The sequence below is a fragment of the Streptomyces sp. NPDC003034 genome, from assembly GCF_053591375.1.
The window spans coordinates 40,221-58,000 of the sequence record NZ_JBSFTS010000029.1 but is presented as its reverse complement, the minus strand read 5'-3'; the positions used below and the strand labels follow the sequence as shown (position 1 = coordinate 58,000).

Genomic DNA, 17,780 nt, shown 5'->3' with positions numbered 1-17,780 from the left:
CAACATCGGAGGAGGCAAAGCCATGTCAGGACCTCGCCCCGTACGGGCCTCGCGCGGTACCGCACTCAGCACCCTGGGATGGCAGCAGGAGGCCGCGCTGCGGATGCTCCAGAACAACCTCGACCCCGAGGTCGCCGAGCACCCCGACAAGCTCGTCGTCTACGGCGGCACCGGCAAGGCCGCACGCGACTGGCGCTCCTACGACGCGATGGTCCGCACCCTCCAGACCCTCAAGCAGGACGAGACGATGCTCGTCCAGTCCGGCCGCCCGGTCGGCGTGATGCAGACCCACGAATGGGCGCCGCGCGTCCTGCTGGCCAACTCCAACCTCGTCGGCGACTGGGCGAACTGGGAGGAGTTCCGCCGGCTGGAGGCCCTCGGTCTCACCATGTACGGCCAGATGACCGCCGGGTCCTGGATCTACATCGGCACCCAGGGCATCCTGCAGGGCACGTACGAGACCTTCGCGGCCGTCGCCGCCAAGAAGTTCGGCGGCACCCTGGCCGGGACGATCACCCTGACGGCCGGCCTCGGCGGCATGGGCGGCGCCCAGCCGCTCGCCGTCACGATGAACGACGGCGTCGCCATCTGCATCGACGTCGACCCCCGCGCCATCGACCGCCGCATCGAGCACCGCTACCTGGACGTCAAGGCGGACAGCCTGCGGCACGCGCTCCAGCTGGCCGTCGAGGCGCGCGATGCCCGCAAGCCGCTCTCCATCGGCCTGCTCGGCAACGCCGCCGACCTGCTCCCGCAGATGCTCGCCGAGGGCGCGCCGATCGACATCGTGACGGACCAGACCTCCGCGCACGACCCGCTCGCCTACCTGCCGACCGGCGTCGACTTCGACGACATGGCCTCCTACGCCGCCAAGGACCCGGCGGGCTTCACCACCCGCGCCCGCGAGTCCATGGCCCGCCACGTCGAAGCCATGGTCGGCTTCATGGACGCCGGCGCCGAGGTCTTCGACTACGGCAACTCCATCCGCGGCGAAGCCCAGCTGGCGGGCTACGACCGGGCCTTCGCCTTCCCCGGCTTCGTCCCCGCCTACATCCGGCCGCTGTTCTGCGAGGGCAAGGGCCCCTTCCGCTGGGCGGCCCTGTCCGGCGAGGCGTCCGACATCCACAAGACCGACCGGGCGATGCTCGACCTCTTCCCGCAGAACGAGTCCCTCCACCGCTGGATCAAGATGGCGGGTGAGCGCGTCCACTTCCAGGGCCTGCCCGCGCGCATCTGCTGGCTCGGCTACGGCGAACGCGACAAGGCCGGCGAGCGCTTCAACGACATGGTCGCGAGCGGTGAACTGGCCGCGCCGCTGGTCATCGGCCGCGACCACCTCGACTGCGGCTCGGTGGCCTCCCCGTACCGCGAGACCGAGGCCATGCTCGACGGCTCCGACGCCATCGCCGACTGGCCGCTGCTCAACGCCATGGTCAACGTCGCCTCCGGCGCCTCCTGGGTCTCCCTCCACCACGGCGGCGGCGTGGGCATGGGCCGGTCCATCCACGCGGGCCAGGTCACCGTCGCCGACGGCACGCCCCTCGCGGGGGAGAAGATCCGCCGCGTCCTCACCAACGACCCGGGCATGGGCGTCATCCGCCACGTCGACGCCGGCTACGACATCGCCGAGTCGGTGGCGGACGAGCGAGGCGTCCGCATCCCGATGCGCGAGGGTGACCCCTCGTGAACGACGCCCCCTCCCCGGCCGCGACCCCGCTGCCGGGGCCCCCGGACCGCCCCGCCTCCGGCGGCTCCTTCCACGCGATGTGGGACGAGCTCGCGCGGATCGGCCGCGACGCCGGCTCCGGCGGATACCGGCGGTACGCCTGGACCGGCGCCGACGCCGACTGCCGCACCTGGTTCCAGGAGCAGGCGCGGGCGCGCGGGCTCGCGTACGAGACCGACCGCAACGGCAACCAGTGGGCCTGGCTCGGCGACCCCCTCGCGGGCGACGCCGTGGTCACCGGCTCCCACCTGGACTCCGTACCCGACGGCGGGGCCTTCGACGGCCCCCTCGGGGTGGTGTCCTCCTTCGCGGCCCTGGACGAACTCCGCCGCAGGGGTGCGGAGTTCGCCCGTCCCCTGGCCATCACCAACTTTGGAGACGAGGAAGGGGCCCGCTTCGGCCTGGCCTGCGTCGGCTCCCGGCTGGCCGCCGGGCAGCTGACCAAGGAGAAGGCGTACGAACTGCGCGACGCCGACGGCATCCGCCTGCCCCAGGCCATGGAGGCCGCCGGATACGATCCCGACGCCATCGGGCCCGACTCCGAACGCCTCGCCCGGATCGGCGCCTTCGTCGAACTGCACGTGGAGCAGGGCCGGGCCCTCGACCTGTCGGGGGACCCCATCGGCATCGCCTCCGCGATCTGGCCGCACGGCCGCTGGCGGTTCGACTTCCACGGCGAGGCCAACCACGCGGGCACCACCCGCCTCGCGGACCGCCGCGACCCGATGCTGACCTTCGCGCAGACCGTGCTGGCCGCCCGCGCCGAGGCGGCCCTGGCGGGAGCCGTCGCCACCTTCGGGAAGATCGCGGTGGAGCCCAACGGCGTCAACGCGATCCCCTCGCTGGTGCGCGGCTGGCTCGACTCGCGCGCCGCCGACCAGGCCACCCTCGACACCGTCGTCACCGCCATCGAGAAGGCCGCCCGCGAGCGCGCCGACCGGGACGGCGTCGACCTGGCGATCGTCCGGGAGTCCTTCACCCCGGTGGTCGAATTCGAGCACGCCCTGCGCGACGAGCTGAACCGGATCCTGGGCGGCGCCGTGCCCGTCCTCGGGACCGGAGCGGGACACGACGCCGGCATCCTCTCCGCCTCCGTCCCGACCGCGATGCTGTTCGTGCGCAACCCCACCGGCGTCTCCCACTCCCCGCGGGAATTCGCCGCCGAGGACGACTGCGTGGCCGGTGTCCTCGCCCTCGCCGACGTACTGGAAGGTCTCGCGTGCCGCTGACCGCCGCGCACCAGGCGCAGAAGACGTACTGGCTGGAGCACGCCTGGCTCGGCACCCGTGTCGAGCCGGGCGTCGCCCTGGCCGTCTCGGGCGACGGCCGGATCGCCTCCCTGAGCACGGGGACGGCGACGCCGCCGCCCGGCGCGGAGGTCCTGCGCGGCCTGACCCTGCCGGGGATGGCCAACGCGCACAGCCACGCCTTCCACCGGGCCCTGCGCTCCACCGTCCAGGTCGGCTCCGGGACCTTCTGGACCTGGCGCGACGTCATGTACCAGGTCGCCCAGAACCTGACCCCCGACAGCTACTTCGCGCTCGCCCGGGCCGTCTACGCGGAAATGGCGCTGGCCGGCATCACCGGCGTCGGCGAGTTCCACTACGTCCACCACGCCCCCGGCGGGACCCCCTACGCCGATCCGAACGCCATGGGTGAGGCGCTGATCGAGGCGGCCGCCGCGGCCGGCATCCGCATCACCCTGCTGGACACGGCCTACCTCGCCGCGGGCATCGTGGACGAGCACCGGGGCGAGGCCCCGAACCCGCACCAGCTGCGCTTCTCCGACGGCACCGCCGACGCCTGGGCCGAGCGCGCGAGCGCCCTGCGGCCCCGCGAGCACGCCCTGATCGGCGCCGCGATCCACTCGGTCCGCGCCGTGCCCGCGGGCCAGCTCGCCACCGTGGCCCGCTGGGCGCAGGAACGCGGGGTCCCCCTGCACGTCCACCTCTCCGAGCAGACCGCCGAGAACGACGCCTGCCGCGCCGCCCACGGCCGCACCCCCGCCCAGCTCCTCGCCGACCACGGCGTGCTCGGCCCGCACACCACCGGCGTCCACAACACGCACCTCACCGACGCCGACATCGCCCTGATCGGCGCCACCGCCACCGGCACCTGCATGTGCCCCACCACCGAACGCGACCTCGCCGACGGCATCGGCCCGGCGACCCGCCTCCAGGACGCGGGCAGCCCGCTCTCCCTCGGCAGCGACAGCCACGCCGTGATCGACCTGTTCGAGGAGGCCCGCGCGATGGAGCTCAACGAGCGCCTGCGCAGCCGCACCCGGGGCCACTGGACGGCGAACACACTGCTGGCCGCCGCCACCACCGGCGGCCACGCGGCCCTCGGCCGGCCCGATGCGGGCCGCCTGGAGCCCGGCGCGCCGGCGGACTTCACCACGATCGCCCTGGACTCCGTCAGGACCGCGGGCCCGCTGCCCCGGCTGGGCGCGGAGACCGCCGTATTCGCCGCCTCCGCGGCGGACGTACGCCATACGGTCGTGGGCGGTCGCCACATCGTCCGCGACGGGGCCCACACCCTGGTCCCGGACGTCCCCGCGGCCCTGGCCGAATCCATCGCAGCCGTACGCGGCTGACGTGGTCGAAGGAGCGCCCCAGCATGAGCAACACCACGGTCATCACGAACATCGCCGGCCTGGTCACCAACGACCCCTCCCTCGGTGACGGTTCCCCTCTCGGTCTGATCCAGGACGCGGCGGTCGTCATCGACGGCGACCGCATCGCCTGGGTCGGTGAATCCAGCAAAGCACCCGCCACTGACAACGCCTTCGACGCCGCCGGAAGGGCGGTGATCCCGGGCTTCGTCGACTCCCACTCGCATCTGGTCTTCGCGGGCGACCGGACCGCCGAATTCAACGCCCGGATGTCCGGACGCAGTTATTCCGCGGGCGGCATCCGCACCACCGTGGCCGCCACCCGCGCCGCCACCGACGCCGAGCTCGAAGCCAACCTGGTACGCCACCTCCACGAGGCCCGCCGCCAGGGCACCACCACCTTCGAGACCAAGTCCGGCTACGGCCTCACCGTCGCCGACGAGGCCCGGGCGCTGCGCATCGCCGCCGCGCACACCGAGGAGGTCACCTACCTCGGCGCGCACATCGTCTCCCCCGACTACGCGGAGGATCCCGCCGCCTACGTCGACCTCGTCACCGGCGAGATGCTGGCCGCCTGCGCCCCGTACGCCCGCTGGGTGGACGTGTTCTGCGAGAAGGGCGCCTTCGACGGGGACCAGGCCCGGGCGATCCTCACCGCGGGCGCCGCCGCCGGGCTGATCCCGCGCGTCCACGCCAACCAGCTCACCCACGGCCCCGGCGTGCAGCTCGCGGTCGAGCTTGAAGCCGCCTCCGCCGACCACTGCACCCACCTCACCGACGCCGATGTGGACGCCCTGGGCCAAGCCGCGGCCACCACCGTCGCGACGCTGCTCCCCGGCGCCGAGTTCTCCACCCGAGCCCGGTGGCCGGACGCCCGCCGCCTCCTCGACGCCGGGGCCACCGTCGCGCTGTCCACCGACTGCAACCCGGGCTCCTCCTACACCAGTTCCATGCCGTTCTGCATCGCGCTCGCCGTCCGCGACATGCGGATGACCCCCGACGAGGCCCTCTGGTCGGCCACCGCGGGCGGCGCCCGCGCCCTGCGGCGCACCGACATCGGGGCCGTCACCCCCGGCGCCCGCGCCGACCTGGCCCTCCTGGACGCACCCAGCCACGTCCATCTCGCCTACCGCCCCGGGGTCCCGCTGGTCTGCGGCGTCTGGCAGCGAGGCGTACGCGCGGCCTGACCGCCGCGGCCCGTGGCGGAGCCGTCATCCGGGGCGCCCGGCGGGCCCGTCGGTCCGGCCGCCCGTCCGGGCCCGTCGATCCGGGCCGTCCCGTGTCTTCCCTCCGCAAGGGCCCGGGCGTACCTTGAGCCACCCATCTGATGCGTCGTCAGTAACTTGTGGCCGAGGGGAAGACGAAGGTGTCCAACCGGAAACGCTCCACCGCACTCGCGCTGGCCTCCGCGCTGGCCGGACCGGCGGTCCTGCTGGCCGCCCCCGCAGCCCACGCCACCGTCATCGACGTGGCGTACGACTGCAAGACACCGATCGGGGACAAGTCGGCCGTGTCGCCCATCGACATCAAGGCCGTCAAGGAAGGCGACGCCTACAAGCTCACGATGTCCTTCCAGAAAGGCGTCTCCTCCAGCCCCATCGAGCTCGGCAAGGGCGCGATGTCCCCCAGCGCGGTCATCCTCGTCGACGGCGCCGAGAAGGCCTCCGCACCCGTCTCCGGACCGCCCAATCCCGAGGCGGCGCCCGCCGACACTCCCATCAAGATCACCGATCTTTCCGGCACCTACACGCCCAAGAAGAGCGGCAAGGTGACCTTCACCGCGGGTGTGCTCACCATCAAGGCGATGGGCACCACGACCACCTGCACCCCCGGCAACAGCCCCCGGCCCTCCCTGGAACTGGACGTCACGGCCGCCGGCGGCGCCGCCCCGCCGCCCGACGCGCCAGGCGCCACCCTCCCGCAGACCGGTCCCACCGATTCCGCCCTTGCCCTCGGCACCCTCGGCGGCACCGTGCTGCTCTCCGGCGCCGCCGGTGTGCTCTGGCTGACCCGGCGCGGCCGACGGGCCCGGTCCTGAACGGGAGCGACCCGCCATGCCCGTCCTCCACACCCCCACAGCCACCGGTCTAGGGCTGCTGCTGGCCGCCACCGTGCTGTACGCGGTGCCCGCCCCCTCGGCGACCGCCGCCGGATCCGGCTGGAGCGCCGAGCCCGCCTCCGCGACGGCGACCGCGCCCGCCCGCCCCTCCTTCTACCTGGCGGGGGCGGCCGGCACCGTCCTGGAGGACCGGCTCGCCCTGGTCAACCCCACCGACCACGAGCGCACCATCAGCCTGCGCGGGGCCGGCGGCGACCCCACCGCCGAAGCGCCCCGAGCAGGGGCCACCACCGGGGCCGCTGCCTGGATCAGCTTCGGCGCCGCCGCGACGGTGAAGCTCCCGCCCCGCACCCGCGCCGTGGTCCCCTTCACCCTGACCGTGCCGCCCGCTTCCACGCCGGGCGATCACCCCGCCGCGGTGGTCGCCGCCGAGGGCGGCCGCGAGGTGGCGGTACGGATCCACCTGCGCGTCAGCGGCCCCACCCTGGCCGCCCTCACCGTCGAGGACGTCGCCGTCCGCGGCCGGGGCGCCTCCGCGAAGGTGGCGTACACGCTGGTCAACCGCGGGAACGTCACCCTCGCCGCCCCCGAACTGGCGATCCGCCCCGAGGGCCGCCTCGGCGAGGTGCCCGGCCGCAGCGCGCCGCGCGCGCTGCCCGTGGAACTGCTGCCCGGCCAGCGGGTCGAGCTGACCGAACCCTGGCCCCGCGCCCCCCTGTTCGACCGGATCGACCTCACCCTCACCGTCACCGCCCCCGGCGGCGCCCGGGCCACGGCCACCACCTCGGCGTGGTTCGTGCCGTGGCGGATCGCGGGCTGGACGGGGGCCGGGCTGCTGGCCCTCGGGGGGACGGCCACGGCCGCGCTGCTCCTCGTACGCCGCCGCCGGACGACGGGCGGCGACGGCCCGCCGGGCGGCCAGGAGACGGTGGCGGCGCCGGTACGGACGCGGGCCGCCCGGGCGGCGGAACCCGAACTGACGGGAGCCTCCCAGTGAGCGCGGGCGCCGACGATGCCCGGGCCGGCGCCGCGGGACGCCTCCGGGCCCTCCTCACCGTGGCGCTGCTGCTGCTGATGACGGTGCTGCTGCCCGCGGCGCCGACCGCCGCCGACGAAGGCGGAGCGACCGCGGCGCTCTCGCTCCAGGAGGCCGTCCAGGGCACCGAGATCACCGTCACCGGCGCCGGCTGGCGGCCCGGGACAGTGGTGATGCTGCTGGTCTGCGGGCAGAACATGATCGGCGGCACCAACAGCTGCGCCAATGCCGACGGGGTGGCGGTATCCGTCGCCGACGACGGGCGGTTCGCCGCCCAGCTGCCCGTGGTGGCGCCGCCCAGGCCGTGCCCCTGCGTCGTCCACGTCACCTCCGTCAACGGCGACCGGTCCACCGTCGCCCTCCCCCTGAAGGTCACCGGCCATCCGGTCGCCGAACTGCCCGCCGAGTCCGGCACCGGCCGCCTCGCGATGCTGACCGGTGTCCGGCTGGAGGGGGAGGACGGGGTGCTGACCTGGTTCGGAGCCCCGCCCGGCCGCAAGTTCACCGCCACCGTCGGCAATCTCGGCTCGGCCCCCGTCAAGGACCCGGTCTTCCAGCTCGGCACCGCCCACGGGGTGTTCGCGCCCCTGTGGGAGGAGGCCCGGTGGAAGGGCACCATCCCGCCGGGCGGCAAGGCCGAGATCGCGCTGGACGTCAGCCTCGCCGCGGGGGCGCACGGCGATTACACGATCTCCCTGAAGTACGGCGAGACGGTCCTGGCCACGCAGCCCTGGGGCGTCGACCGCCCGTACGGGGTCCTGCTGTTCTGGGGGCTGCTCCTGCTGGTGATCCCGGCCGCGGTCTTCCGTACCGGCATGGCCGTGGTCGACCGGGTCCGGCCGCGCGCCGCGCTCGCGGCAGGCCGCCACCGGGGCCCGCGAGATCGGGAGGCGCCCGTACGAGGACCCGCGCCGGGCCGCTCCGGGCAGGCGGCGCGATCCCCCCAGACCACCACGGCGGTTCAGCCGTGGTCCACCCCGGACAGCGCGCCGGAGGCAGCACCGCAGACGCCCGCACCGTCTGAGAACCGTTCGACGACGAAGGGACCATCGTGAAGACCCAACGGAGGGTGAGCGCGGCCGCGGTCGCGCTGCTGCTCGGCGGCGCGGGCCTTGCCGCATCGGCTTCTCCCGCCCTGGCCGCCGAGGCCACGTACAAGGTCAAGTGCGTTCCGCCGGCCGGCGGGGGCGACCCGGTGGAGGGCCAGACCACCGCCAGGATCACGGCCCCCGCCACGGCCAAGGTCGGTGACGAGGTCGACGTGGTCTGGGAGACCGTCAGGCCGGCTTCCAACAACACCGACCTGATGGACATCCCCAAGGACTCGGTCCAGCCCACCGGCTGGATCGCCGTGGGCGGCGGGCTGGGCGAGCTCAAGGTGGTCGGGGAGAAGAAGAACCCGCCGATCCCCAAGAAGGCCCCCATGGTCATGTCCCCGATGAAGGGCAAGCTGAAGCTCACCAAGCCCGGCAAGATCACTCTGGCGCCCGGCAAGTACGACGTCGCCGTCAGCTTCTCCTTCGGCACCTTCGTCACCAAGTGCGCGCCCCAGGGGGACGTGGGCGTGGGAGCCACCATCGACGTGTCGGCCGGCTCCACCGGCGGTACGACGAGCGGCGGTACCACGAGCGGTGGCACGACCAGCGGTGGCACCACGAGCGGCGGTACCACGAGCGGCGGTACCACCAGCGGCGGTACTACGAGCGGAGGCACGACCAGCGGCGGATCCGGCGGGCAGACCGACTTCCCCGGCAAGGCCGTCGACGTGAAGTTCGACTGCGGTGCCACCGTCCCCGGCGGCATCACCACCCCGGTCACCGTCAACGCCAAGAAGAACGGCGGCAGCTACGACCTGACGGTCAAGACGGCCAAGGACGCCATGAAGGCGCCCCTTGCACTGCCCAAGGGCGCACTCAAGCCGTCGATGGAGATCAAGCTCGGCGGCGCCGACAGCGGCGCGGTCAAAGTCACCGGACCGGCCAACGCCGAACCGATCCCCGCCCAGGGCGGGGTCAGCCTGAGCGACATGACGGGCACCTACAAGCCCGGCAAGACCGGCAAGGTCACGCTGAGCCCGGCCGACATGTCGATCGACGTGACGATGGTGGCGGGCGGCCAGCCGCTCACCGTGCCCTGCAAGGCGGCCAGCAGCGGCGTCTCGCTGGAACTGGACACCACCGCCCAGTCGGGCGGCTCCGGCTCGCCGTCCAGCACCGGCGCCACGACCGCCTCGGGAGGTCTCGCCGAGACCGGCGCGCAGGACGAGGGCGGCATCAGGGCACTGGCCCTGGTGGCCGGCACGGTGATCCTCCTGGGCGGCGCGGTCTTCACCTTCACCCCGTGGCGCCGCCTGCGCGGCACCGCCCGGTAACGGCGACCACCGGGAGGACCGGCCGGGAGCGACCGCACAAGGCAACGGCCCGGCACACCATGCGGTGCGCCGGGCCGTTGCCCGTACATCAGGAGACCCGTACGTCAGGAGACGCGGAGGCCAGCAGGTCAGCAGACGGGGAGGCCACGCGGTCACGTCACGTCACGTCACGTCAGTGAACGTCGCCCATCAGGGTCTGGACCTTCTTGCGGTACATGTGGATCGCGAAACCTGCGACGGCGGCCAGCGTCGCCTGCGCGGCGATGACCCCCGTGCCGTTGAGGTCCACACCGGCCTCGAAGAGCAGGGTCATGGTGCAGTCGCCGGCGGTGACGGCGAGGAACCAGACACCCATCATCTGGCTCGCGTACTTCTGCGGCGCCATCTTCGTGGTGACGGACAGGCCCACCGGGGAGAGGCAGAGCTCGGCGATCGTCTGGATCATGTAGATCGACACGAGCCACAGCGGGCTGACCTTGGTGCCGTCGCCCGCCATGCTCATCGGGACGACGAAGACGAAGAAGGAGCCACCGACCAGGACCAGGGCCATCGCGAACTTCACGATGGTGTTCGGCTCCTGGTTCTTGCGGGCCAGCCACAGCCACAGCCAGGCGAAGACCGGCGCCAGCGCCATCACGAACAGCGGGTTCAGCGACTGGAACCAGGTCGACGGGAAGTCGAAGCCGAAGACGCTGTTGGCGGACTTCGTCTCGGCGAAGGCGGCCAGCGTGGAACCACCCTGGTCGTAGATCATCCAGAACACGGCGGCGGCGATGAAGAACCAGATGTAGCCGTTCATCTTCGACTGCTCGGGCGCGCTGAGGTCCTTGTCGCGCTTGATGCGCACCAGGACGCCGACGGGGATCAGCAGACCCACGACGGCCAGCGGCACCGTGGCCCACGGCAGGGAGAAGAGACCCGCCATGCCGACGCCCGTGTAGAACACGGCGACGATGCCCGTGATCACCAGGGCCTTGGTGATCACGGCGGAGCGCTCCTGCGCGGACAGCGGGTTCGGGACCACGCTGCTCTTCGCGTCCAGGTGCTTGGTGCCGAGCACGAACTGGAGCAGACCGATCGCCATGCCCGCACCGGCCATGGCGAAGCCGAGGTGCCAGTTGACCGTCTGGCCGACGGTGCCGATGGCCAGCGGCGCGATGAAGGCGCCGAGGTTGATGCCCACGTAGAAGAGGGTGAAGCCACTGTCGCGACGCGGGTCCTGGGGACCGTCGTAGAGGTGGCCGACCATCGTGGAGATGTTGGCCTTCAGCAGACCGGAACCGATCGCGACCAGCACCAGACCGGCGAAGAACGCCGCCTGCCCCGGGACGGCGAGCGCGAAGTGGCCGGCCATGATCACACAGCCCGCGATGGTGACCGTCTTGCGGGCACCCCACACGCGGTCGCCGAACCATCCGCCCGGCAGCGCCATGAGGTAGACCATGGCGACGTAGATGGAGTAGATGGCGCCGGCGACGGCGGCCTTCATGGCCAGGCCGCCGCCCAGCGCGCCTTCCTCGGCGTCGGGTCCACCCGAGATGAGGTACACGACGAGAAGGGCCCGCATGCCGTAGTAGGAGAAGCGCTCCCACATCTCGGTCATGAACAGGGTGGCCAGACCACGGGGGTGGCCGAAGAAGGTCGGCTCGGTGGACGGATCCGCCGAGTCCTTCGTCAGGCTGGAAGCCATCGTCGATCCTTGCTTGGTCGGGACGCCTTCGCTTCGTGAGCTCATCAGCGCCCGGTGGGGGGAGGCCGGCACCGGCGGCGGACGTCCCACCCCACGCCCCGGGGTCCCGCCCCCGGCGTACCGGAGGCGAAGGGTCGGCCGTCACCGGGATCCACGCCCGTCACGCACCATCGCGCGACGGGCCCGGCCCACAGGTCATTCACTGTCATCACGCCGGGACGGGTCAGTCCGGCAGGACTGCCCGGCCCGTCAGGACAGAAAGAGAGACCTTCGGCTCGGTTTTCGGCACAAAGGTCCCTGAGTAGTGCATCAGGCGTCTCGCCACCATACGACACGACACTGCGGCATATGGAAGGACTTGAGATATGGATCACAGGTGTGGCGGGAACCGTTCGACCATATTCGAAGGCGGCCCGCAGGCCGCGAGCCCACAAGCAGAGGGGCCCACAGGGGCGCCCCTCCTCCGTGTCACCGCGGACTACCATCACCCACATGACGCGTGTACTGCTCGCCGAGGACGACGCATCCATCTCGGAACCTCTGGCCCGCGCCCTGCGCCGGGAGGGGTACGAGGTCGAGGTGAGAGAAGACGGCCCCACCGCCCTGGACGCGGGACTGCAGGGCGGCGTCGACCTCGTCGTCCTGGACCTGGGCCTGCCGGGCATGGACGGCCTGGAAGTCGCCCGCCGGCTGCGGGCCGAGGGCCACGGCTTCCCGATCCTGGTGCTCACCGCCCGGGCGGACGAGGTGGACACGGTCGTGGGCCTGGACGCCGGCGCCGACGACTACGTGACCAAGCCCTTCCGGCTCGCCGAGCTGCTGGCGCGCGTACGGGCCCTGCTGCGGCGCGGCGCCACCGAGGCGAGCCACCCGCCCGCCACCCACGGCGTGCGGATCGACGTCGAATCGCACCGCGCCTGGATGGGCGAGGAGGAGCTCCAGCTCACGGCCAAGGAGTTCGACCTCCTGCGGGTCCTGGTGCGGGACGCGGGCCGGGTCGTCACGCGCGACCAGCTCATGCGCGAGGTCTGGGACACCACCTGGTGGTCCTCGACGAAGACCCTCGACATGCACATCTCCTGGCTGCGCAAGAAGCTGGGCGACGACGCCGCCAATCCGCGCTACATCGCCACCGTGCGAGGCGTCGGCTTCCGCTTCGAGAAGAGCTGAGCCCTCGGGCATGCGCCGCCGCCTGATCAATTCGACGCTCGCCGTGGTGCTCGTCGTCATCGCCGTCTTCGGCGTCTCCCTGGTCATCGTGGAGACCCGCACCATCACGAGCAGCGCCCAGGACCGCATCGAGTCCGAGGCGATGTGGCTCGTGGGCCTGGTCGAGGCGAACATCCTGCAGAAGGAGCCGATCGACGCCGGCGCGCTCGCCGAACAGCTGGACGCCGGCCGGTACGCGCGGATCACGGTGCCCGGGCAGCCGCCCGTGGAGATCGGCGAGCGGATCGAGGACAGCGTCATCCGGGGGACCGCCCAGGGCGAGCACGGCGAGGTCGTGATCGTCGAGGAGTCCCGCTCCACGGTGACGAACGAGGTCGTGCGGACCCTGGCCGTGGTCGGCGCGGTGGCGCTGCTGGCCGTCGTGGCGGCCGTACTGCTCGCCGTACGCCAGGCCAACCGGCTGGCCTCCCCCCTCACCGACCTCGCCGAGACGGCGGAACGGCTCGGCTCGGGCGACCCGCGGCCCCGGCACAAGCGGTACGGGGTCCCCGAGCTGGACCGCGTCGCGGACGTACTGGACTCCAGCGCGGAACGGATCGGGCGGATGCTGACCGCCGAGCGGCGCCTGGCCGCCGACGCCTCGCACCAGCTGCGGACCCCGCTCACCGCCCTCTCGATGCGGCTGGAGGAGATCACGGTCACCGAGGACCTGGAGACCGTACGGGAGGAGGCCACGATCGCCCTCACCCAGGTGGAGCGGCTCACGGACGTGGTGCAGCGGCTGCTGACGAACTCGCGGGACCCCCGGACGGGCTCGGCGGTCCCCTTCGACCTGGACGAGATCGTCAAACAGCAGGTGGAGGAGTGGCGGCCGGCCTACCGCAGCGCGGGCCGCGCGATCGTCCGCTCCGGCAAGCAGGGCGTACGGGCGGTCGGCACGCCCGGCGCGGTCTCGCAGGTCCTCGCCACCCTGGTGGAGAACGCGCTCATGCACGGCGGCGGCACGGTGGCGCTGCGCACCCGGGTGATCGGGAACCAGGCCGTGCTGGAGGTCACGGACGAGGGGCCGGGCGTGCCGCCGGATCTCGGCAACCGGATCTTCGAGCGGGCCATCAGCGGCCGCAACTCCACCGGGATCGGCCTGGCCGTCGCCCGGGACCTCGCGGAGGCGGACGGCGGGCGCCTGGAGCTGCTGCAGGCGAAGCCGCCGGTGTTCGCGCTCTTCCTCAGCCGTACGGCGCCGGAACAGGCGGATCCGCAGACGACGGTGCGCTAGGTGTATTGCCCTGTCAGGCGGAGTTGCGCAGGGGCTCCGGCTCGCGCTCCGCGTCGGGCTCGCGCTGCGGCTCGCGGGCCCTCGTGGCGGCGGGCGCGGGGGCTGCGGCGGGCGCGGCGGCGGGTTCCGGGGCGGCCGGGGGCAGGGCCTTGAAGACCCAGGTCCGGTAGGACCAGAAGCGGAAGACGGTGGCGACGGCGATGCCGAGGAACTTGAAGGCATTGGTCGCGAGGTGGCCGTCCCAGCCGAAGCCGTAGGTGGCCGTGTACAGCACGCCGTTCTCGATGACGAGGCCGATCACGCTGAAGGCGGCGAAGAGGCTCAGCTCGCGCGTGCGGCCGCTCTTGGCGCGGTCCCGGTAGGTGAAGTAGCGGAAGCCGAGGTAGTTCGTGGCGATGGCCACGACGGTGGCTATCACGCTCGCACGGACCACCTGGAGGTCGGTCGTGCTGCGGATCAGGTTGAAGACACCCAGGTTGACCAGCACACCCAGACCGCCGACGGCCCCGAACTTGGCGACCTCGCGGGCCAGACCGCGTACGCGTTCGAGGACGGATCCGTCCCGCGGCGTGCTCATCAGATGGTTCAGCCCTGTCGGTCACCGCCCCGCATGAGGCGTCGGGTGTGTCTCGGCTACTTCTCGGTCCTTCTCGTCAACACTCTTCATGGTAAGTGTCGCCCCGTTGCTCCGTCCGCGCCTTCGCTCCCCGTGCGACGCAGGGCACACGCCCGCCCCACCGGCCCCTGTGCCCGCCGCCGGCGGGTCCGCGCCGGGCCAGGTCCGGGTGGCGCGATACCGGCGGATACTCTGGAGGAGTGACGTTCCCGGTAGTCGGCATGGTCGGCGGCGGACAGCTCGCCCGCATGACCCACGAGGCGGGTATCCCCCTCGGTATCAAATTCAAGATCCTCAGTGACACCCCACAGGACTCGGCGGCCCAGGTCGTGAGCGATGTCGTCATCGGCGACTATCGCGATCTGGAGACGCTGCGTGCCTTCGCACGCGGCTGCGACGTGATCACCTTCGATCACGAGCACGTACCCACCGAACACCTGCGGGCCCTGGAAGCGGACGGCATCCCCGTCCGGCCGGGGCCCGGCGCGTTGGTGCACGCCCAGGACAAGGGGGTGATGCGCGCCAAGCTCGACGAGATCGGCGCGCCGAGCCCCCGCCACCGGATCGTGCGCGATCCGGCGGACGTGGCGGCCTTCGCGCAGGAGGTGGGTGGCTTCCCGGTCATCCTCAAGACGGTGCGCGGCGGGTACGACGGCAAGGGCGTGTGGTTCGTCCGCACCCCCGAGGACGCGCAGGCCCCGTTCAAGGCGGGGGTCCCGGTCCTCGCCGAGGAGAAGGTCGAGTACGTCCGCGAGCTCGCGGCGAACATCGTCCGCTCCCCGCACGGCCAGGCCGTGGCCTACCCCGTCGTGGAGTCCGTCCAGGTGGACGGGGTCTGCGACACCGTGATCGCCCCCGCCCCGAACCTCCCCGAAGCGCTGGCGGGCGAGGCCCAGGCCCTCGCCCTGCGCATCGCCAAGGAGCTCGACGTGACCGGCCACCTGGCCGTGGAGCTGTTCGAGACCAGGGACGGCAGGATCCTCGTCAACGAGCTGGCGATGCGCCCGCACAACAGCGGCCACTGGACCCAGGACGGCGCCGTCACCTCCCAGTTCGCCAACCACGTACGGGCGGTCCTGGACCTCCCGCTGGGCGACCCGCGCCCCCGTGCCCGCTGGACGGTCATGGCGAACGTGCTGGGCGGGGACTACCCCGACATGTACGCGGCGTACCTGCACTGCATGGCCCACGACCCGCAGCTGAAGATCCACATGTACGGCAAGGACGTGAAGCCCGGCCGCAAGGTCGGCCACGTCAACACCTACGGCGACGACCTGGACGATGTGCTGGAGCGCGCACGTCACGCTGCCGGCTACCTCAGAGGAACGATCACCGCATGAGCATCACCTCTCCCACGGGTTCCGCAGGCCCCGCAGGTCCGGTCGTCGGCGTCGTCATGGGTTCGGACTCGGACTGGCCGGTCATGGAGGCCGCGGTCCAGGCGCTGGACGAGTTCGAGATCCCCTACGAGGTCGACGTCGTCTCCGCGCACCGGATGCCGCGCGAGATGATCGCGTACGGGGAGCGGGCCGCCGAGCGCGGCCTGAAGGCGATCATCGCGGGCGCGGGCGGCGCCGCCCACCTGCCCGGCATGCTCGCGTCGGTCACCCCGCTGCCGGTCATCGGTGTGCCCGTGCCGCTGCGCCACCTCGACGGCATGGACTCGCTGCTGTCGATCGTCCAGATGCCCGCGGGGGTTCCCGTCGCCACCGTCTCGGTCGGCGGGGCGCGCAACGCGGGGCTGCTGGCCGTACGCATGCTGGCGGCCCACGACGCGGAGCTGCTCGGGCGGATGCGGGAGTTCCAGCAGGAGCTGAACGACCAGGCCACCGAGAAGGGCAAGCGGCTGCGGGCGAAGGTCGCGGGCACGGAGACCTTCGGATTCGGCAAGTGAGCGCGGGGGGCGGCGCGGCCGGCGGGGGAGCCACCGGGGGAGCGGAGGGCGGCGGGGTTACGGAGGCCACCGGGGCCACGGGAGGCGCCGGGGTCACGGCAGCCGCCCGGGCGCGCCTGGCCGAGGCGCGCGAGCTGCTGGCGGAGCACCCCGTGGTGGACGGCCACAACGACCTGCCCTGGGCGCTGCGCCAGCAGGTCCGCTACGACCTCACTCAGCGGGACATCGCGGGCGACCAGTCGGCGTACCTGCACACCGACATCCCCCGGCTGCGCGCCGGCGGCGTCGGGGCGCAGTTCTGGTCGGTGTACGTGAGCACCGAGCTGACCGGGGACAACGCGGTCAGCGCCACCCTGGAGCAGGTGGACGCGGTCGGCCGGCTGATCGGCCGCTACCCCCGCGACCTGGCGGGGGCGCTGACGGCGGACGACGTGGAGGCGGCCCGCGCCGAGGGCCGGATCGCCTGCCTCATGGGCGCCGAGGGCGGCCACTCCATCAACAACTCGCTCGCCACCCTGCGCGCCCTGTACCGGCTCGGCGTGCGGTACATGACGCTCACGCACAACGACACGATCGACTGGGCGGATTCCGCGACCGACGAGCCGCGCCACGGCGGCCTGACGGACTTCGGCCGGGAAGTCGTCCGCGAGATGAACCGGATCGGCATGCTCGTGGACCTCTCGCACGTCGCCGCGACGACGATGCGGGACGCGCTCGCGGTCTCCACCGCGCCGGTGATCTTCTCGCACTCCTCCGCGCGGGCGGTCTGCGACCACCCGCGCAACATCCCGGACGACGTGCTCGCGCTGCTGGCGGCCAACGGCGGCGTGGCGATGGTCACCTTCGTCCCGAAGTTCGTCCTCCCGGCGGCGGTCGACTGGACCCGGGCCGCCGACGAGAACCTGCGCGCCCACGGCCTGCACCACCTGGACACCTCGCCCGAGGCGATGTCCCTGCACCGGGCCTTCGAGGCGGAGCACCCGCGCCCGGTGGCCACCGCCGCCACGGTCGCCGACCACCTCGACCACATGCGCGAGGTGGCCGGGATCGACCACATCGGCATCGGCGGGGACTACGACGGCACGGCCTTCACCCCGGCCGGGCTGGAGGACGTGGCGGGCTACCCGAACCTCATCGCGGAACTCCTGGCGCGCGGCTGGTCCCGGGCCGAGCTGGCGAAGCTGACCTGGTCCAACGCGGTACGGGCGCTGCGCGACGCGGAAGCGGTGGCCCGCGACCTCTCCGCGTCCCGCGGCCCGTCCAACGCGGTGCTGTAGCCCTCCGGGCCCGGCCGGCTGAGGGGTCAGCCCCGGGCGGCGCCCGGCGCC

Annotated in this window: 15 protein-coding genes; 13 read left to right on the top strand and 2 right to left on the bottom strand. The window is 72.7% G+C overall.

What is annotated here, in order from left to right:
* The first annotated feature begins 22 nt into the window (after positions 1-22).
* The 8 genes from hutU to ACWDX7_RS24440 all read left to right on the top strand — a co-directional run bounded on the left by hutU (position 23) and on the right by ACWDX7_RS24440 (position 9,806).
* Complete coding sequence (gene hutU / locus ACWDX7_RS24475) at positions 23-1,687, top strand: urocanate hydratase (RefSeq protein ID WP_451492593.1); 1,665 nt, start codon at positions 23-25, stop codon at positions 1,685-1,687.
* 77 nt (positions 1,688-1,764) lie between these two features.
* Entirely contained in the window at positions 1,765-2,955 is a 1,191-nt protein-coding gene (locus ACWDX7_RS24470) for an allantoate amidohydrolase (protein ID WP_451492602.1), read from the top strand.
* Positions 2,946-4,322, top strand: a complete 1,377-nt coding sequence (locus ACWDX7_RS24465) for a formimidoylglutamate deiminase (protein WP_451492592.1) — start codon at positions 2,946-2,948, stop codon at positions 4,320-4,322. The genes ACWDX7_RS24470 and ACWDX7_RS24465 overlap by 10 nt, the downstream gene beginning before the upstream one ends.
* 23 nt (positions 4,323-4,345) lie before the next feature.
* Positions 4,346-5,527 carry an imidazolonepropionase gene (hutI, locus tag ACWDX7_RS24460; RefSeq protein ID WP_451492591.1) on the top strand — a complete coding sequence of 394 codons (1,182 nt, stop codon included), beginning with the start codon at positions 4,346-4,348 and terminating at the stop codon, positions 5,525-5,527.
* Between the two features lie 179 nt (positions 5,528-5,706).
* On the top strand, positions 5,707-6,378 hold the full coding sequence (locus ACWDX7_RS24455) for an LPXTG cell wall anchor domain-containing protein (protein WP_451492590.1): 672 nt from the start codon (positions 5,707-5,709) through the stop codon (positions 6,376-6,378).
* Positions 6,379-6,394: 16 nt separating this feature from the next.
* Positions 6,395-7,396 (top strand): COG1470 family protein, encoded by a 1,002-nt coding sequence (locus ACWDX7_RS24450; RefSeq protein ID WP_451492589.1) that lies wholly within the window; start codon positions 6,395-6,397, stop codon positions 7,394-7,396.
* A complete protein-coding gene (locus tag ACWDX7_RS24445) occupies positions 7,393-8,490 on the top strand; it encodes a hypothetical protein (protein WP_451492588.1) in 1,098 nt (365 codons plus the stop codon). The genes ACWDX7_RS24450 and ACWDX7_RS24445 overlap by 4 nt, the downstream gene beginning before the upstream one ends.
* Positions 8,487-9,806: a hypothetical protein gene (locus ACWDX7_RS24440; protein ID WP_451492587.1), complete on the top strand. Its 1,320-nt coding sequence runs from the start codon at positions 8,487-8,489 to the stop codon at positions 9,804-9,806. The genes ACWDX7_RS24445 and ACWDX7_RS24440 overlap by 4 nt, the downstream gene beginning before the upstream one ends.
* 172 nt (positions 9,807-9,978) lie before the next feature.
* Here the strand turns inward: ACWDX7_RS24440 and ACWDX7_RS24435 are convergent, their stop codons facing one another.
* Positions 9,979-11,496 carry a peptide MFS transporter gene (locus tag ACWDX7_RS24435; RefSeq protein ID WP_451492586.1) on the bottom strand — a complete coding sequence of 506 codons (1,518 nt, stop codon included), beginning with the start codon at positions 11,494-11,496 and terminating at the stop codon, positions 9,979-9,981.
* 492 nt (positions 11,497-11,988) lie between these two features.
* Between ACWDX7_RS24435 and ACWDX7_RS24430 the strand changes: the two genes are divergently transcribed.
* On the top strand, positions 11,989-12,666 hold the full coding sequence (locus tag ACWDX7_RS24430) for a response regulator transcription factor (RefSeq protein WP_451492585.1): 678 nt from the start codon (positions 11,989-11,991) through the stop codon (positions 12,664-12,666).
* Positions 12,667-12,676: 10 nt separating this feature from the next.
* A complete protein-coding gene (locus ACWDX7_RS24425) occupies positions 12,677-13,942 on the top strand; it encodes an ATP-binding protein (protein ID WP_451492584.1) in 1,266 nt (421 codons plus the stop codon).
* 13 nt (positions 13,943-13,955) lie between these two features.
* On the opposite strand, the gene ACWDX7_RS24420 is transcribed toward ACWDX7_RS24425, so the two are convergent.
* Positions 13,956-14,519, bottom strand: coding sequence for a GtrA family protein (locus ACWDX7_RS24420; protein WP_451492583.1), 564 nt, complete (start codon positions 14,517-14,519; stop codon positions 13,956-13,958).
* Positions 14,520-14,758: 239 nt separating this feature from the next.
* Here ACWDX7_RS24420 and ACWDX7_RS24415 point away from each other — a divergent pair, with 239 nt between their 5' ends.
* The 3 genes from ACWDX7_RS24415 to ACWDX7_RS24405 all read left to right on the top strand — a co-directional run bounded on the left by ACWDX7_RS24415 (position 14,759) and on the right by ACWDX7_RS24405 (position 17,729).
* On the top strand, positions 14,759-15,898 hold the full coding sequence (locus ACWDX7_RS24415; protein WP_451492582.1) for a 5-(carboxyamino)imidazole ribonucleotide synthase: 1,140 nt from the start codon (positions 14,759-14,761) through the stop codon (positions 15,896-15,898).
* Positions 15,895-16,452 (top strand): 5-(carboxyamino)imidazole ribonucleotide mutase, encoded by a 558-nt coding sequence (purE, locus tag ACWDX7_RS24410; protein ID WP_451492581.1) that lies wholly within the window; start codon positions 15,895-15,897, stop codon positions 16,450-16,452. Before ACWDX7_RS24415 ends, purE begins: the two co-directional genes overlap by 4 nt.
* A 116-nt stretch (positions 16,453-16,568) precedes the next feature.
* Complete coding sequence (locus ACWDX7_RS24405; protein ID WP_451492601.1) at positions 16,569-17,729, top strand: dipeptidase; 1,161 nt, start codon at positions 16,569-16,571, stop codon at positions 17,727-17,729.
* Positions 17,730-17,780: the final 51 nt, after the last annotated feature.

Excerpts from the sequence above, each read along its gene's own strand:
- purE (WP_451492581.1), top strand. The coding sequence starts at position 15,895 with ATGAGCATCACCTCTCCCACGGGTTCCGCAGGCCCCGCAGGTCCGGTC.
- ACWDX7_RS24425 (WP_451492584.1), top strand. The coding sequence starts at position 12,677 with ATGCGCCGCCGCCTGATCAATTCGACGCTCGCCGTGGTGCTCGTCGTC.
- ACWDX7_RS24435 (WP_451492586.1), bottom strand. The coding sequence starts at position 11,496 with ATGGCTTCCAGCCTGACGAAGGACTCGGCGGATCCGTCCACCGAGCCG.
- ACWDX7_RS24470 (WP_451492602.1), top strand. The coding sequence starts at position 1,765 with ATGTGGGACGAGCTCGCGCGGATCGGCCGCGACGCCGGCTCCGGCGGA.
- ACWDX7_RS24420 (WP_451492583.1), bottom strand. The coding sequence starts at position 14,519 with ATGAGCACGCCGCGGGACGGATCCGTCCTCGAACGCGTACGCGGTCTG.
- ACWDX7_RS24450 (WP_451492589.1), top strand. The coding sequence starts at position 6,395 with ATGCCCGTCCTCCACACCCCCACAGCCACCGGTCTAGGGCTGCTGCTG.
- ACWDX7_RS24430 (WP_451492585.1), top strand. The coding sequence starts at position 11,989 with ATGACGCGTGTACTGCTCGCCGAGGACGACGCATCCATCTCGGAACCT.
- hutI (WP_451492591.1), top strand. The coding sequence starts at position 4,346 with ATGAGCAACACCACGGTCATCACGAACATCGCCGGCCTGGTCACCAAC.
- hutU (WP_451492593.1), top strand. The coding sequence starts at position 23 with ATGTCAGGACCTCGCCCCGTACGGGCCTCGCGCGGTACCGCACTCAGC.